The sequence below is a fragment of the Gottfriedia luciferensis genome, assembly GCF_001712755.1.
Taxonomy (GTDB): Bacteria; Bacillota; Bacilli; order Bacillales; family Bacillaceae_G; genus Gottfriedia; species Gottfriedia luciferensis_B.
Map to the genome: position 1 here is coordinate 70,887 of NZ_MDKC01000007.1, position 15,861 is coordinate 86,747.

Here is a 15,861-nt window from a genome sequence, read left to right on the forward strand (position 1 = left end):
CAATTAATTATCAAGTTTTCGTAAAAGGAGTAGAATGATGTTGATTTCCATTACAGGATGCTAGCTTTCCATGGGGCGAGATTCTTTAGCCTCCTCGGCAAGCCTGCGGGGTCTTTAGCCTTCCCGAATATCCCATAGGAGTCGAGCATCCCTCCATTCCAATCAACTAATTCATCAAAAAAAGTTTATGATAAGAACATAATTTAATATCCTTTACTTAGTGCAATATAACAGATAGTTAATCAGTTTGAGGTCAATCGAGCACGAGCACCAACTTATATATAGTATCATTTGAAATTATTTTATCTAAAATTTGTTCTAATATTTTTAACTTCTGAAAAAAACAATTACTATAGTTTAACATTAAATAATAAATCACTAAATTTAACATTAATAATGTTCCACTTAATATTGATTTTCCGTTTAAACTGTTTTATATTGCAAAACTTTGAAAAAAAAGATTACATTATTGTGATCTTTTTTTACATATCTACTTTTAACTTACTAAAAGAAGACTAATTTATATAAAATTAAATGGTTGACAATATACCCTGTGGGGTATATATTCTAAGTAAGAATATCGCACATATATTCTTAAAAAAATGGTTAAGCTTAGTTTTATAAGTTAGGGGTGATTTAATGAATTATGATGATCCAGTAAAAAATAGAGTAAAGCGAATTGAGGGACAGATTCGTGGAATTTTAAAAATGATGGAAGAAGATAAAGACTGTAAAGATGTCATTACACAGTTATCAGCAGTTAAATCAGCTTTGGATCGTACGATTGGCGTAATAGTAAGCTCAAATTTAGTTGATTGTGTCCGAAATGCGAATGAAAACGGGCAAGATGCCGAAGATTTAGTGAAGGAAGCAGTAAACTTACTTGTAAAAAGTAGATAAGAAGAAATGGTTTGACACCATTTTTTATTTTTAATATCATATACCCATAGGGGTAATAGTATATATAAGATATAATATATTTTTTTGTTTTTTAATATACCCCAATGGGTATAAAGAACGAGAAGGAGAATGAATATGACAACTAAGAAAACAAATATCATTTTATTTAGTGGAGATTATGATAAAGCAATGGCCGCCTATATTATTGCGAACGGTGCAGCAGCTTTTGATCATGAAGTAACTATTTTTCATACATTTTGGGGACTAAATGCTTTACGAAAAAGTGAACATGTAGCAACAAAAAAAGGTTTTATTGAAAAGATGTTTGGAAAGATGATGCCTAGAGGCGCTGATAAAATGGGACTTTCTAAAATGAACTTTGCTGGTTTCGGTCCAAAAATGATTAAGGATATTATTAAAAAGCATAATGCAGTTCCTTTGCCACAATTAATTGAAATGGCCCAAGAACAAGATATAAATTTAGTAGCATGTACAATGACAATGGATCTGTTAGGTCTACAAACCGAAGAGTTATTAGAGAATATTCAATATGCTGGTGTTGCAGCCTACTTAGGTGAAGCAGAAGAAGGTCAAGTTAACTTATTTATTTAATTAGAAAGGATTTGAATGACATGAATGAAATTACTGCGATTGAGCTTGAAAATGAATTGAAAACTGGAAAAGAAGTAAATATTATCGATGTTCGTGAGGTAGATGAAGTTGCAGCTGGAAAAATCCATGAAGCAATTCATATTCCACTTGGGTTAATCGAATTTCGATTACATGAATTAGATAAATCAAAAGAATATATTATGGTTTGTCGTTCAGGTGCTCGAAGTGGGCGTGCAACGGAATTCCTTCAATCTCAAGGGTTTAACGTTAAAAACATGGTAGGCGGAATGCTTTCTTGGGAAGGAAACGTAGAATAATTTTTTTGATTAAATTAATACCCTAGGTGGTATCATAAGTGCGGAGGTCATAATATGGAGTTCATTAAAACTAACATGAAATTAGATGCAAAAGGATTAGCTTGTCCAATGCCGATTGTAAAGACTAGAAAAGCAATGAAGGATCTAGATAATGGACAAGTGATTGAGGTTCAAGCGACTGATAAAGGTTCAAAAGCAGACATTAAAGCTTGGGCGGAAAGCACTGGAAATCAATATTTAGGTACAATTGAAAATGGAGAAGTATTACTTCATTATTTAAGAAAATCTTCAGATGAAAATACAATTGAAAAAAGATTTGAAAACGTCATTTCGAACGATCAATTAAATCAAAAGCTACAAAACGAAAATATAATCGTTTTAGATGTAAGAGAAGAAGCAGAATATGTATTTAATCATATACCAAATGCGGTATCAATCCCTTTAGGTGAATTGGAGAACCGTATGACAGAATTAAATAAAGATAATGAAATATATATTGTTTGCAGAACTGGAAACCGTAGTGATCTTGCTGCTCAATTACTGTTTTCTAGCGGTTTTACTAATGTATTTAATGTCATTCCTGGAATGACTGAATGGTCTGGGAAAACAACGAGCATAAAAGGTTAATCTAATTTTTTTTGAATGAAAATATACTATAGGGGGTATAAGGTATGGCAGTCACAGCAATGTCTGCAAAAGAGATTACAAAAAAAATATTTGATAAAGAAGAACTATTTATTCTAGATGTACGAAATACTGATGATTATAACGATTGGAAAATAGAAGGTTCAAATTTTGAACATTTAAATATACCTTATTTTGATTTACTTGATGGGGTTGAAGATATTTTAGATAAGATACCTACAAGTAAAGATGTTTTAGTTGTGTGTGCTAAAGAAGGGTCTTCCATCATGATCGCAGAGATGCTTTCAGACGAGGGACTAGACGTAGCTTACCTTAAAGGCGGAATGAAAGAGTGGAGTGAACATCTAGAACCAGTAAAAATTGCAGATTTGAAAAATGGTGGAGAGCTGTATCAATTTGTCAGAATCGGCAAGGGATGTTTATCCTATATGGTGATCTCAAATAATGAGGCAGCTATATTTGATTCTACTCGAATGACGGATATCTACATTGATTTTGCAAATACAAAGAACGTAAAAATCACAAATGTATTTGATACTCACCTTCATGCAGATCATATTTCTGGTGGTAGAAAAATTGCTGAGATTACGGGAGCAACATACTGGTTACCGCCAAAGGATGCTAAAGAAGTTACTTTTGAATATAGTCCATTAGAAGATGGTAAGAAGGTATTGATTGGTGAAACGTCAATCAATATCGAGGCTCTTTATTCACCAGGTCATACAATCGGATCAACGTCATTTGTTATTGATGAAAAGTTCTTACTTTCTGGTGATATTTTATTTATCGATTCAATTGGTAGACCTGATCTTGCTGGTATGGCAGAGGATTGGGTAGGGGACTTACGCGAAACCCTTTATAAAAAATACCGAAATTTATCGCTTGAATTAATTGTGCTTCCATCACATTTTATGGTGATTAGTGAATTGAACGAAGATGGTAGTGTTTATAAGAAACTAGGATATTTATTTGATCAGAATCATGGATTGAACATTGAGAGTGAAAGTGAGTTTAGAAAATTAGTAACTGAGAACTTACCACCACAACCAAACTCATATCAAGAAATCCGTGAAGTTAATATGGGCAAAATTAATTTAAATGAAGAAAAACAGAGAGAAATGGAAATTGGTCCAAATCGCTGTGCAGTACGATAATGAGACTTGGAGGAGAATAGAATGAAAACTACAAAATTATTAGATGCAAAAGGTTTAGCATGTCCAATTCCAATTGTAAAAACAAGAAAAGCAATTGCAGAGATTGAAGCAGGCGAAGTACTTGAAATTCATGTAACTGATAAAGGTGCTAAAAACGACCTTGCAGCTTGGGCTAAATCAGGTGGACACGAATTATTAAATTATACAGAAGAAGACAATGTTTTAAAATTTTGGATTAAAAAGGGATAAGTTAAAAGATTAATATGAAAAGGAGAGTTAAGAGTCATATCTCCTTTTCTATTATAGGGGGACTTAAAATGGAATGGACCTTAATTTTAGTACTTTTCTTAGTTGGTTTTTTTGGGTCCTTTATTTCAGGGATGGTAGGAATTGGTGGAGCGATTATAAATTATCCAATGCTCTTATTTATCCCTCCATTATTAGGATTTGCTGCTTTTACACCACATCAAGTCTCAGGTATAAGTGCTGTCCAAGTAGTATTTGCAACTTTAGGTGGAGTATTAAGCTATCGTAAAAGCGGTTATTTAAATAAAAAAGTTATATTAAGTATGGGAATAAGTGTACTAATAGGAAGTTTTCTTGGTGGATTTGGTTCAAATCTACTTTCAGAACATGGTATAAACCTTGTTTATGGTATTTTAGCAATGATTGCGGTCGTTTTAATGTTTATTCCTAGAAAAAACGTCGAGATGTCAGCAGATGGTCAAATTTCAATTAATGTTTGGCTTGCTTCAGGTTTGGCATTTATCGTTGGAATTAGTGCGGGTATTGTTGGTGCAGGAGGAGCATTTCTGTTAGTACCAATCATGTTAACAATCTTAAAAATACCAACTCGTGTGACAATTGCTTCGTCATTAGCCATTACATTTATCTCTTCAATAGGCGTAACGATTGGGAAAATCTCTACTGGTCAGGTTGAAATTTTGCCTACAATTATTGTTGTTATTGCAAGTTTAATTGCCTCACCATTAGGAGCAAAAATAGGCAAAAAAACAAAAACGCAGGTCTTACGAGGAATTCTGGCAGTATTAATTGGTTTTACCGCTTTGAAGATTTGGATTACGATTATTAAATCATGGATTAGCTGAATGAGTATTAACTGTAAAAAACAGAAAAACTATCTTGGGAGTTTTTCTGTTTTTTTATTGGTCCCTATTATGGTGGTACTTATTGCAATATTCTTAAATAAAATTTGCTAATCATGTACTAATTTAATTAAAATGGAACTAGTCGTTTTTTTTAATAGACTTAACTATAAAATTAAAATGAAATGGAGAATGGATTAAATGTCAAATCAAAATGAAACGAACGCTTTACCACCAAAAACATGTACGATTGAACGCCTTGTTACGCTTCAAGAGGATGTCGAAAAGGTATTAGCAGGACAAAAAACTGCTACTCGCCGAAACGGAAGATATGCAGATGTTGGGGAAGTGATGACCCTTCAAAATCACCAGTATGTTGTTGAAAAAGTTTATTCTCAATCCCTTGGTGAATTAACAGATGAGGATGCTAAGCAGGAAGGCTATGCGACTGTAGAAGAGTATAAGCAATCGATCTTATCAATCCATCCTGGAATGCCTTGGCTGCCAAAAATGAGGGTATGGGTTCATGAGTTTCGTCTCATCCAAGATTAATTTTTATGCTGTATAGACTGCTTCTTTACATACATATTGCTAGTGTAATTTTATCGATTGGTCCTTTTTTTGTATTGATTCCGATACTTAAAAAGCTGCATACCACACAGTCCGCGATACAACAGAGCTATTTGGATGTATTCCGGTTTGCTGTCAGATTGGCAAAGCATGCTGGGCATGTACTGGTTGGATCAGGGATCTTGTTGGTACTAGCGGGCCATTGGTCGTGGAAAACATCTTGGATTGTGATGACTATTCTTCTTTTGGTGAGTTCATTATTATTCCTAGCTAGAGCCTTTTCACCGACCATTCGGAAATTCAGTGAACCAACCCATGACGGGAGAATGTTGATTCAGAAGCTTCGTCGATCTATCTGGATTTACATCGTTCTTTTGATGATCATGCTATGGTTCATGGTGGTAAAGCCTACATTATGGTAGGCACAATTCAAAAAAGTAGACAAGTTCTATCCTTGTCTGCTTTTTTTTCCTTCTTTTAAAATTACTAATAAAAACTAAAAAAATGTGTATCAAGACCTATTCCAATCGGTTTATGAAATAAGTTTCTTGACTTGAATATGAAGGACCTAAGACTTATGCCAAACAGTGTGTTTAATAAAATTACTATTATCAAAACTCAACTTTTACTAAAAAATTTAAAAATAATTCTTGACGGATTATAAAAAGAGAGATAACATGAACACAATAATTTAAAAACTTAATAAATTCTATTACTTATCCAGAGAGGTGGAGGGACTGGCCCTGCGATACCTCGGCAACGGGTTTGTTGTTTTGTAACAAATACCGTGCTAATTCCTGCAAATCGTTCATGCGATTTGAAAGATAAGAAGTAAAGTGGCTTATATATTATAACCCCTCTTCTTATCTGTTTTCTTGGATAAGAAGAGGGGTTTTTTGATGAGGTGCCATAGGAGAAAAAGGGGGAAATATAGTTATAAAACCTAGTTTTCAAATCTGTTTACTTAGTTATGGTGAATTGAAATAACTTGCATTGGGGGAAGTAATTTGATTGAAATTAAAAATGTCTCCAAGGTTTATCCTGGAAGGCCACCAATTAAAGCTTTAAATAATATTAATATGAAAATTGAGAAAGGAGAGATCTTTGGGATCATTGGTTTTTCCGGAGCAGGAAAAAGTACATTGATTCGTTGTTTAAATAGACTTGAAGAGCCAACAGAAGGATCAGTTTTCATTGATGGATTGGACCTAATGAAATTAAAAGATGAAGAGTTACGTAAGACACGTAGAAAAATTGGTGTCGTCTTCCAACACTTTAATCTACTTTCTGCCAAAACGGTATTTGATAATATAGCAATGCCGCTATACCTAGAAGGAAAAAAGAAACGAGATGTCCAGGAAAAGGTAATGGAGTTAATTGAATTTGTAGGACTTACAGGGAAGCAAGATGTATTTCCGGGCCACTTATCGGGAGGACAAAAGCAAAGAGTGGGGATTGCAAGGGCACTCGTAACAGATCCAGATCTTTTGCTATGTGATGAAGCTACATCTGCATTAGACCCTGAAACAACAAAGAATGTATTAGAGCTTTTAAGGAAGGTAAATAAATCCTATAATCTTACAATTTTCCTTATTACCCATGAAATGAGTGTAATTCGTGATCTATGCGATAAAGTGGCTGTCATTGATAATGGTGAAATTGTAGAAGAAGGTAATGTTTACGACGTATTTACGAATCCACAAAAAAGTATTACAAAGAATTTTGTTAACACAGTATTACAAAATGAGGTGCCATCTAAGTTATCGAAATCATTATCAAAGGGAAAATATTATCAATTAGTCTTCCTAGGTGACAAGGCAGGTAACCCATTATTATCAGAGGTTCTTAAAAAATTCGATATCCATTTAAATATTCTTTATGGATCCATTACAGAGCTACAAGAAAGACCTTATGGGAATTTGCTTGTGGCACTAGAAGGAACAAAAGAGGAAAGCACAAAAGCTATAAAATTTATTTCGGAAAAGGGGATAGACGTAAGGGAGGTTGAGTTAAATGGAGCTTAATTGGGAATTCTTTTGGCCGCAGTTTTTGCAGGCAACTCAAGATACATTTCTAACTGTGCTAGGGTCATTTATTTTTGGCACAATCATAGGATTGCCGTTGGGTATAATCCTAGTTGTAACAAGGCCAGGTCATATAATGGAAAACAAACCTTTATTTACGTTGTTAAATACCATTATAAATATTGTTCGATCTGTACCATTTATTATTTTACTAGTTGCCATTATACCGTTTACTAGATTATTGACGGGAACGTCCATTGGTGTAATTGCAGCAATTGTTCCGCTTTCAATCTTTGTAGGACCTTATTTGGCAAGATTGATTGAGAATTCCATGCTAGAAGTGGATAAAGGGGTGCTAGAAACAGCCTATTCAATGGGAGCAACAAAGTTTCAAATCATCGTGAAGTTTATTTTACCTGAAGCGATTCCATCGTTGATTCTATCATTTACAACTGCAACGATTGGATTGATTGGATCGACTGCGGCAGCTGGTGCCGTTGGTGCTGGGGGATTAGGTGACTTAGCTATTACATATGGTTATCAGCGCTTTGAAACATTGGTTATTGTCATTACAGTTGTATTACTAGTAGTTATTGTTCAACTCATACAAAGTTTAGGAAATACGTGGTCAAGATATGTAAGGAGGAAAAGAGGATGAAAAAGTTTTTTACTATTTTTGCAGCATTATTATTAACGGTTTCGGTATTATCAGCATGTGGTTCTAAAGCATCATCAGGTAACGGAAAGGAGAGAACGGTTAAGATTGGTATTAACGGTGATGACTATGAACTTTGGAATATTGTACAAAAACAAGTAAAAAGTGAAGGCATTAAATTGAAAATTATTTCATTTTCAGATTATGTTCAACCTAACACAGCACTTAATGACGGTAGTCTTGATTTAAATGCTTTTCAAACGATTACGTATATGAACCAATTTAAAGGTGATCATAATTTAGATATTTCTGCGATTGGCTCGACGGTGATTGCGCCAATGGGAATTTACTCACATAAGTTTAAAAAGTTAAGTGATATTCCAGATGGAGCAACTATTACGATACCAAATGATGTTACGAATGCAGGCCGTGCACTTAAACTATTACAATCTTCAAAGTTAATTAGTTTAGTAGATAATTTTGACCCTAAAGGAAGTATTGAACAAATTAAAGAAAATCCTAAGCATCTAAAAATCAAACCGATTGCTGCAGGGCAAACAGCTAGATCATTGGATGATGTGGCAGCAGCTATCATCAATAATGGATTTGCCGTTCAAGCAGGCTTAGACCCTGCAAACGATCCACTTTATAAAGAAGATCCAAATGATAAAGCAGCTATGCCGTATATCAATGTTATTGCATCTCGTACGAAGAATAAAAATGACAAGGATTTTTCAAAGATTGTAAAGGCTTATCAATCAAAAGAAGTTCATGATTACATTATTAAACGTGACAAAGGCGCTACGGTTCCAGTAGTCATTTCGGTTGATAAAATTAAAAATCTATAAAGCTAGTTCATGCTTATTTAAAAGAATGGAAGGGAGATCAGTTTAAATGACAGTTAAAATTGAAACACAAAGAGAACAAATTGTGAATAGTATTGAGGAATCGAAGGAAGTTTATCTTGAAATTAGCCACAAGATTCATGAGAAACCTGAAATTGGCAATCAAGAATTTTTTGCATCAGAAACACATACTAAAATTCTAGTAGAAGCTGGTTTCGATGTAACACGTAATATAGCGGGGCATGAAACAGGCTTTGTAGCAAGGAAAAAGTCATCTAAGCAAGGACCGACCATCGCTTTTTTAGCAGAATACGATGCACTACCTGGTCTTGGTCATGCATGCGGACATAATATTATTGGAACAACAAGTGTGGCAGCAGGAATCGCTCTTGCTGAAGTTATTTCTGAGACCGGAGGAGAGGTTGTCATATTTGGAACACCTGCAGAAGAGGGGGGACCAAATGGAAGCGCTAAGGGGAGTTTCGTAAAACACGGATTACTAGAAGGTGTTGATGCAGCACTTATGCTCCACCCAAGTGGTAAATCAGGTTTATCGAGTCCAACTTTGGCAGTAGATCCATTAGACTTCCATTTTTATGGAAGAGCTGCCCATGCTGCTGGATCACCAGAACATGGAATTAATGCTTTAGATGCAGTAATCCAATTATTCAATGGAATTAATGCCCTTCGTCAGCAACTTTCTAGTGATGTACGCATACACGGAATTATTACTCATGGAGGCGATGCACCAAATATTATTCCAGAGTATGCTTCAGCAAGATTTTTCATCCGTGCCAGTACTTGGAAGCGTACAGAGGAAGTATCAACTAAAATTCGAAATATTGCCGAAGGAGCAGCACTTGCAACTGGTAGTACAGTGAAAATTGAAAGATTCCAAAATGAAGTCCATGATTTTATTATCAATCAATCTCTTGATGAGATTGTAGGTGAAGAACTAAGCCTATTGGGTGAAGAAGTAAATGGCAAAAGCGGTGGTCTTGGATCCACTGATGCAGGAAACGTAAGCCATGTTGTTCCTACTTCTCACGCATATATTAAAATTGGACCTGATGATTTAATAGCTCATACGAATGAATTCCGTGAAGCTGCAAGGTCGCCACTTGGTGATCATGCTCTAGTAACGGGGGCAAAAGCATTGGCTCTTACGGGCTATCGTTTAATTACCGAAAAAAACCTTTTGGAAAAGGTTCAAAACGAATTTCAACAAACAGAAAAATAGTTAGATTGAACGGTCAGAAAGATGGACTGAATTACCATCTTTTTGATCGTTTTATTTTTGATAGCTAATACTAATGCTGTTATTTGTTCTATTTATATAGAAGTCTTCTGTTAACTCCTTCGTAAATAATATAGATTTACTTTACCCCATTTCAATTTTATCAAAACGTAATCTAAGTTTTACTAAATCTTAAATTTTAAAGATTAAACTAAAACTAAGATATGTTTTCGTTAAGTTTATCACTCTATAAATCTTTGATTGGGGTAATTTAATATGGTCTCTTTAAGTAAAGTAAATGATTTATCAGATGAAAGTGTTAAATATGCACAACAGCATCTAGCTAATGAAAGGACATATTTAGCATGGTTGCGAACTGCAATCTCAATTACTGGTGTAGGGTTTTTAACAACTTCACTACACTTTACAATTAAAATTAGTGATAACCAATTCATTAATACATTAGCAATTTTTCTTGGCATATATGCATGTGTTGTTGGTTTTATTACGGGTGTATTAGCTACTATTCAGTACAGTAAAAAGCGGAAAGAAATTCAAAATGGAAAATTTTTACCTACTCATAATTCAATTATTCTTGTATCAATTCTATTTTCTTTTTTAATATTCATGATTGTGTTGTATTTGTCATTATTATTATTTAAATAGACCCGAATCTTTTCAGTATTTTCTCTCTAGTTTTTATAGGGATATTTTTATAAAAATCGAATATTACATAAAGTGGACACTAAAATGAATGGAGTGATTAATATTTTCTATCCTGAGTCTCGGTTTGAATCGATTAATGGAATGGAGCTTCATTTTGCAGAATGGGGAGAAAGAAAAAATCCAACAGTTGTTTGCTGGCATGGTTTAACTAGAAATGGTAGGGATTTTGATATTTTAGCTCGTCATTTAGCTAAGGATTATCATGTAATTTGCCCAGATACGATAGGACGAGGATTAAGTCAGTGGAGCACCAATCCTGAGCAAGATTACTGTTTTGAAAACTATGTAAATATAGCGATTGGTTTATTAGACCGTTTAGAAATTGAACAAGTTCGTTGGGTAGGGACTTCGATGGGTGGAGCAATTGGAATGCGACTTGCTGGTACGCCGAAACATCTAAATCGTATTTCTCATTTAGTATTAAATGATATTGGGGCAGGAGCTTCAGAAAACCAACCACAAGATATTGAAGGAATTAAGAGAATTATTAGCTATGTTGGAACACCACCTCAATTTAAAACATTTACTGAATTGAAGAATTACTATAAATTAATTTATCATTCATTCGGTGTTTCGAGCGAAGAAGAATGGAATGATTTTACGCAAAACTCTTGCCGTAGAAGAGATGAGGGTGGAATTGGCCCTGATTATGATCCAAAGATTGCTTTACAATTTCAGCATACAGAAGATTTAACTTTGTGGAATTACTGGGAGGCTATTCAATCAAAAATTTTACTTATTCGAGGAGAAGTTTCGGATGTCTTGCCACTTGATGTAGCATTAAAAATGAAGGAAACCCAGAAGTTTCAAATGGAAACAATACCTAAAGTTGGTCATGCACCTGCATTAAATACGAATGAGCAAATTTCAATCATTGATGAATTTTTAAAAAAAGCTTAGGCAATATACGATATTTAGTCTGAAAATGGGGCTGTCCTAGAAAGTCGGTTTAACTGACACAGGGGCGTCCCCTTTATTTGTAAAAAGAACGCATCAATTTTAATGTACTTACGTTTCGTGTTCCTGGTAGTAGTGGGAGGTATCTCAGATGCGTTTTCATTTGTAGTTGAGATTTAAAGAAAATGTAGGTGGTTTTTATCAATTTTTTTATTCGATTTTGTATGAATTAAAGGGTTTTCCAATCGAAAGTATCAACAATCTTACAATTTTAAGGTCATATTACCTTTACTGGTATGGGTAATTTCTATTCTTATTTGCGATTTTCAGATTTTATTTGCAACTTTTCATCCTTTATTTGCGCAAATGCATCCCTTATTTGCAGTTCAAACTTTAAACACCATAGAATTAGACTTTGTTAGACAAGCTAGTATGTTTTATCATCAAAAATTAAATTTTAATAAACATAAAAAAACAGAAAAATCATAAAGATTTTTCTGTTTTTTTATGTTTCAAGAACCCCTGTACTTGATATATAAATATTAAATTTTGGATGGATTTGAATTGTAGGATATTTTTTGTCCCAGTCCAATGATTTCCATAGGTTAGGATTATGCTCCTTAATGTATCGTCCAACACCTATAACATCGCTATTTGCTTGTTGAGTTTGCTTAATTACGTCTTTTGCTCTTTTATTTAAATCTTTTTCAATCATTGACTTTATTTCTTTTTTAGATAAATGTTGTCTATTTGTAGATTCAGCAATTCTTAATTTTACTTTTATTGGAATATCAACATCAATTTTAGTATTTGACGCATGGACAATCAATTTTCTCGAAGGCCTGCGTATTTCGTAGGATAGAATATTGTACGGTGATACATTTGAATTTTCTTTATCTATCATAGTAGAGAGTAAACTAGTAGTGTTAAACTGATCCATCATCATCAACATTAACGGAGCATCAGATTTTTCAATATATTTACCAGTGTAAGATCCTTTATGAAATAGTCCAGCTCCTAACACACCAACATGTTTATCCTTTGTTTCATCAATTACAGGTAATACTAAGTCAATCCCAACATCTGTAATCAGTGTAAATACTTTCTGAAGATCCATATTTGGAATAATTGATAATCTTTTTGCTCGATCCACTGTTTCATTAATAATAAATGAAATTGGTTTATTCACGTTTTCTAATGTTAGAATATCTTTTGCTTGTTGTTTGTTCGTTACAACAACATTCACATTTACATTTGTAAATGGAGTACGGTTAAACTGGTCTAAGATAAATTGGAATTTTTCTTTCGAGAAATCTTCTCCTAATAAGAAAAGTCTTGTTTTAGCAGTTTCAATTCCACCAGGTAAAACCGTTTGAACTTTCACTGCGGCATCAGTTATTGAATCTGCTTCTGTAGTAATTAATTCATTTTCTAAATCAAATGCCCCAGTTCCTTTACCAATAATATTTAAAATTGAAGCATTTAATTCAATTTTATGATCTTGTTTAATGTCAAAACCTAGTCCATTAATTAACATTCGATCTTTTATTGGTCTCTGATCCCAGCAACCAGTACATATTACAGTAACGAAAAGTAGGGAGAGCAAACTGGTTAATTTTTTTATCAAGTTATCAACCTTCTTACTTTATTTACGATAAATAATAGGCACGGAATGACGATGATGAAAATAGTGTCAAAGTATATACTGATTCGTAGAAATTGTATTTTGTCTATAATTGGTATTGAAAATATAGGATATGTACAAATCAAAATTAATGAGATGACGATAACAATTAAAGTGCGATTTTGAAACTTAGATTTGAACTGTTTTAGAATGCCATCGCTAAGAATATAGAAATAAATAATTATTGATAAAGCGATTATGATTGTCCAAAAACTTAGTAAAATAATATGAAGATTTTCGACCATTTGTAATTGATATCCCTTGATAATATAGAGTATTGGGTACGTTATCTTTGTACTTTGGTAGTGACTTAGTGATATATAGCATGTCAATACAACAAATGTAAATAAGATTGTTGAAACTAGGTTGGCCATTGAAATAGTAAATAGCTTCTTTTTTGTCTTTTCAAAATGAGTGGATAGGAAGAGAAACACTTCAAATCCTAACATGTTTACAAATGATGAGCTCATTCCGGAGCTGATCTTTCTAATCCCACTACCGCCAACTGGAAGTAATCTACCAAAATGAGCATCTTTATAAGCAAACATTAAAAAGAGAATGACAAAAATAAAGATAAACGAAAAGGATAAAAAAGTTCGTCCAATCGTTTGAATATCTTCTTTGGCAATAAAAATTGCTGTAAGTATGAATAGACAGAAAATAATCCAAGGAGGAGTATTTGGAAACATCCAATTATTAATAACGTCAACAAACTCGATTGATAATTTGATACAAATATAAAAAAAGTATAAAAAATAACAAGCATTAATGAAGTTGCCAATATAAGTAGTCATTAACGTTTTTGTATACTCAGTAAAGGCTTTATCTGGAAATGACTTATACAAGCTGTAATAGATGAACAAAAGAACTTGGATGAAGACACCTGTCAGCAAAACTGAAATCCATCCATCAGGTCCGGCTTTTTTATAAACAGTATAAGGTAGTTGAGAAATCGTAACACCAAATTGTGTAGTCAGAATGATAAAGAATAAGTGTTTATTTTTAATCATGTTTTTTTACCTTTTTACTATTAAGAAGTGTAAATTCTTTAAAGCCTGGATTTTCAACATAACGCTCGCCGAACAACTTAATTTTAGAAAGATGGCAGACAATCATTAACATTCCAAAGGAGATACCTAAAAATCCAAATACTGAAGCTAGTATTGTAAGTGGAAGGCCAATTAATCTTGCAGCCGTTGACATTTCTTTCACTGGAATTGTAAAAGATGCAACAGCGGTTAAGGCTATTACTACAATCATTGAATTTGATATTAAATTTGTTTGGACAATAGATGTTCCAATCACAATCGCACCAACCGTACCAATTGTTGAACCTACTGCTTGTGGTAAACGTAAGGATGCTTCCCTTAAAAGCTCTAAGAAAATTTGCATCGTAAGGGCTTCTAAAAGCGGAGGTAAAGGTACATTTTCTACCGATAATTTAAGAGTATAAAATATTCCAATTGGTAAAATATTTGAATGAAATGCAGTAACTGCTATATAGAATGCTGGTAATAAGACGGACATCCAAAAAGCAATAATCCTAATTGCATAAAAAAATACGCCAAGCAACCACCGTAAATTAAAATCCTCGGGACTTTGAAAAAAACTATATAAATTAGAAGGAAATAATAATGCATTTGGATCGTTATCTAGTATTATTGCTGGCTTACCTTTTAATAAATGCTGAAATGTACGATCAGGTCTCTCTGTACGCATTACTTGAGGGAATGGTGAAAAAGGAGATTACTCTAGTAAAGTATGTACTTGGATAGATTCTACATAAGGTTTAGATTCAAGGGTTTTTAACTTTTTCTCTAACTTTTCAATCATGTTCTTTGGAATTAGCGTATTAATATATAACAATGAAAGAGTAGTAGGAAACTGTGACCCTAATGTCATATTTTTAATGACAAGTTCTTTAGAGCGAATTCTTTTTCGAATTAATGTAGTATTTGTTTTTAAACTTTCAACGAAGCTATCGTGCGTTCCAGCAATAACACGTTCTGAACTAGATTCTTCAATCGAACGATCAATTTTTTGAGGTGTCGAAAAGGCAATTCCTTTTTCCCCGTAAATAATAGCTACATTGCCATCAATTATTGCTTGAATGCAATCTTCTTTCGAATGTAATTCCATCGTTTGTAAAACAGTAGATTCCACTTTATCTTCTTTTGGATTATAGATGATTTTTTGTAGTAAATGGGTTTGAACATCATCAGAGTCTACCATCGTATCTAAATAGCAAAGATGAAGAACTTTACCATCACATATAAATTTTCGGTATTGAAAATCAGCACTTGAATGAAATTCATCTTTTAAGTCCTGAATAAAAGGGATTGTTTCATTTTCCTTCAAAGTGCATCAACTCCTTCACTATATTAATAGTATGAGTCAGCAAATAAATGGTTATGTATGGAAAGTAACGTAACTGTGGATAAATAAAAAAAGATTGAACCAATGTAATGTAACATCTGTTCAATCTTTTT

At 33.3% G+C, this 15,861-nt stretch carries 17 protein-coding genes, 1 pseudogene and 1 riboswitch; of the genes and pseudogenes, 15 read left to right on the top strand and 3 right to left on the bottom strand.

The annotated features are described in order from the left end of the window. Positions 1-639: 639 nt before the first annotated feature. The 15 genes from BED47_RS07895 to BED47_RS07965 all read left to right on the top strand — a co-directional run bounded on the left by BED47_RS07895 (position 640) and on the right by BED47_RS07965 (position 11,691). Positions 640-900: a metal-sensitive transcriptional regulator gene (locus BED47_RS07895; RefSeq protein ID WP_069033194.1), complete on the top strand. Its 261-nt coding sequence runs from the start codon at positions 640-642 to the stop codon at positions 898-900. A gap of 129 nt (positions 901-1,029) precedes the next feature. Continuing rightward, the gene (locus BED47_RS07900) at positions 1,030-1,512 is read left to right on the top strand and encodes a DsrE/DsrF/DrsH-like family protein (RefSeq protein WP_098947713.1); all 483 of its coding nucleotides are present in this window, start codon (positions 1,030-1,032) and stop codon (positions 1,510-1,512) included. A gap of 20 nt (positions 1,513-1,532) precedes the next feature. Continuing rightward, a complete protein-coding gene (locus BED47_RS07905; protein ID WP_069033196.1) occupies positions 1,533-1,829 on the top strand; it encodes a rhodanese-like domain-containing protein in 297 nt (98 codons plus the stop codon). Positions 1,830-1,883: 54 nt separating this feature from the next. Continuing rightward, positions 1,884-2,456: a sulfurtransferase TusA family protein gene (locus BED47_RS07910; protein WP_069033197.1), complete on the top strand. Its 573-nt coding sequence runs from the start codon at positions 1,884-1,886 to the stop codon at positions 2,454-2,456. A gap of 44 nt (positions 2,457-2,500) precedes the next feature. Then, positions 2,501-3,628: an MBL fold metallo-hydrolase gene (locus BED47_RS07915; protein ID WP_069033198.1), complete on the top strand. Its 1,128-nt coding sequence runs from the start codon at positions 2,501-2,503 to the stop codon at positions 3,626-3,628. A gap of 21 nt (positions 3,629-3,649) precedes the next feature. Then, a complete protein-coding gene (locus tag BED47_RS07920; protein WP_069033199.1) occupies positions 3,650-3,877 on the top strand; it encodes a sulfurtransferase TusA family protein in 228 nt (75 codons plus the stop codon). A gap of 68 nt (positions 3,878-3,945) precedes the next feature. Further along, positions 3,946-4,737, top strand: a complete 792-nt coding sequence (locus BED47_RS07925) for a sulfite exporter TauE/SafE family protein (protein WP_069033200.1) — start codon at positions 3,946-3,948, stop codon at positions 4,735-4,737. Between the two features lie 198 nt (positions 4,738-4,935). Next, positions 4,936-5,286: an ASCH domain-containing protein gene (locus BED47_RS07930; RefSeq protein ID WP_069033201.1), complete on the top strand. Its 351-nt coding sequence runs from the start codon at positions 4,936-4,938 to the stop codon at positions 5,284-5,286. Positions 5,287-5,291: 5 nt separating this feature from the next. Further along, positions 5,292-5,726 (top strand): hypothetical protein, encoded by a 435-nt coding sequence (locus BED47_RS24075; protein WP_084006826.1) that lies wholly within the window; start codon positions 5,292-5,294, stop codon positions 5,724-5,726. Between the two features lie 291 nt (positions 5,727-6,017). Continuing rightward, positions 6,018-6,135, top strand: a riboswitch (SAM riboswitch). Positions 6,136-6,311: 176 nt separating this feature from the next. Continuing rightward, entirely contained in the window at positions 6,312-7,328 is a 1,017-nt protein-coding gene (locus BED47_RS07940; RefSeq protein WP_069033203.1) for a methionine ABC transporter ATP-binding protein, read from the top strand. Beyond that, positions 7,318-7,986: a methionine ABC transporter permease gene (locus BED47_RS07945; protein ID WP_069033204.1), complete on the top strand. Its 669-nt coding sequence runs from the start codon at positions 7,318-7,320 to the stop codon at positions 7,984-7,986. The genes BED47_RS07940 and BED47_RS07945 overlap by 11 nt, the downstream gene beginning before the upstream one ends. Further along, positions 7,983-8,831, top strand: coding sequence for a MetQ/NlpA family ABC transporter substrate-binding protein (locus tag BED47_RS07950; protein ID WP_069033205.1), 849 nt, complete (start codon positions 7,983-7,985; stop codon positions 8,829-8,831). Before BED47_RS07945 ends, BED47_RS07950 begins: the two co-directional genes overlap by 4 nt. A 46-nt stretch (positions 8,832-8,877) precedes the next feature. After that, positions 8,878-10,068: a M20 family metallopeptidase gene (locus BED47_RS07955; protein WP_069033206.1), complete on the top strand. Its 1,191-nt coding sequence runs from the start codon at positions 8,878-8,880 to the stop codon at positions 10,066-10,068. Positions 10,069-10,341: 273 nt separating this feature from the next. Next, positions 10,342-10,731 (top strand): YidH family protein, encoded by a 390-nt coding sequence (locus BED47_RS07960; protein WP_069033207.1) that lies wholly within the window; start codon positions 10,342-10,344, stop codon positions 10,729-10,731. 84 nt (positions 10,732-10,815) lie between these two features. Beyond that, positions 10,816-11,691, top strand: a complete 876-nt coding sequence (locus BED47_RS07965) for an alpha/beta fold hydrolase (protein WP_069033208.1) — start codon at positions 10,816-10,818, stop codon at positions 11,689-11,691. A gap of 502 nt (positions 11,692-12,193) precedes the next feature. Here the strand turns inward: BED47_RS07965 and BED47_RS07970 are convergent. The 3 genes and pseudogenes from BED47_RS07970 to BED47_RS24080 all read right to left on the bottom strand — a co-directional run bounded on the left by BED47_RS07970 (position 12,194) and on the right by BED47_RS24080 (position 15,730). Continuing rightward, positions 12,194-13,315, bottom strand: a complete 1,122-nt coding sequence (locus BED47_RS07970) for a Ger(x)C family spore germination protein (RefSeq protein ID WP_069033209.1) — start codon at positions 13,313-13,315, stop codon at positions 12,194-12,196. Next, entirely contained in the window at positions 13,312-14,382 is a 1,071-nt protein-coding gene (locus BED47_RS07975) for a GerAB/ArcD/ProY family transporter (RefSeq protein WP_069033210.1), read from the bottom strand. Before BED47_RS07975 ends, BED47_RS07970 begins: the two co-directional genes overlap by 4 nt. Beyond that, positions 14,375-15,730: pseudogene (locus BED47_RS24080) on the bottom strand (spore germination protein). The gene BED47_RS07975 and the pseudogene BED47_RS24080 overlap by 8 nt, the downstream one beginning before the upstream one ends. Between the last annotated feature and the right edge of the window lie 131 nt (positions 15,731-15,861).

Excerpts from the sequence above, each read along its gene's own strand:
- BED47_RS07950 (WP_069033205.1), top strand. The coding sequence starts at position 7,983 with ATGAAAAAGTTTTTTACTATTTTTGCAGCATTATTATTAACGGTTTCG.
- BED47_RS07910 (WP_069033197.1), top strand. The coding sequence starts at position 1,884 with ATGGAGTTCATTAAAACTAACATGAAATTAGATGCAAAAGGATTAGCT.
- BED47_RS07905 (WP_069033196.1), top strand. The coding sequence starts at position 1,533 with ATGAATGAAATTACTGCGATTGAGCTTGAAAATGAATTGAAAACTGGA.
- BED47_RS07945 (WP_069033204.1), top strand. The coding sequence starts at position 7,318 with ATGGAGCTTAATTGGGAATTCTTTTGGCCGCAGTTTTTGCAGGCAACT.
- BED47_RS07915 (WP_069033198.1), top strand. The coding sequence starts at position 2,501 with ATGGCAGTCACAGCAATGTCTGCAAAAGAGATTACAAAAAAAATATTT.
- BED47_RS07975 (WP_069033210.1), bottom strand. The coding sequence starts at position 14,382 with ATGATTAAAAATAAACACTTATTCTTTATCATTCTGACTACACAATTT.
- BED47_RS07900 (WP_098947713.1), top strand. The coding sequence starts at position 1,030 with ATGAATATGACAACTAAGAAAACAAATATCATTTTATTTAGTGGAGAT.
- BED47_RS07960 (WP_069033207.1), top strand. The coding sequence starts at position 10,342 with ATGGTCTCTTTAAGTAAAGTAAATGATTTATCAGATGAAAGTGTTAAA.
- BED47_RS07955 (WP_069033206.1), top strand. The coding sequence starts at position 8,878 with ATGACAGTTAAAATTGAAACACAAAGAGAACAAATTGTGAATAGTATT.
- BED47_RS24075 (WP_084006826.1), top strand. The coding sequence starts at position 5,292 with ATGCTGTATAGACTGCTTCTTTACATACATATTGCTAGTGTAATTTTA.
- BED47_RS07925 (WP_069033200.1), top strand. The coding sequence starts at position 3,946 with ATGGAATGGACCTTAATTTTAGTACTTTTCTTAGTTGGTTTTTTTGGG.
- BED47_RS07930 (WP_069033201.1), top strand. The coding sequence starts at position 4,936 with ATGTCAAATCAAAATGAAACGAACGCTTTACCACCAAAAACATGTACG.
- BED47_RS07920 (WP_069033199.1), top strand. The coding sequence starts at position 3,650 with ATGAAAACTACAAAATTATTAGATGCAAAAGGTTTAGCATGTCCAATT.
- BED47_RS07895 (WP_069033194.1), top strand. The coding sequence starts at position 640 with ATGAATTATGATGATCCAGTAAAAAATAGAGTAAAGCGAATTGAGGGA.
- BED47_RS07965 (WP_069033208.1), top strand. The coding sequence starts at position 10,816 with ATGAATGGAGTGATTAATATTTTCTATCCTGAGTCTCGGTTTGAATCG.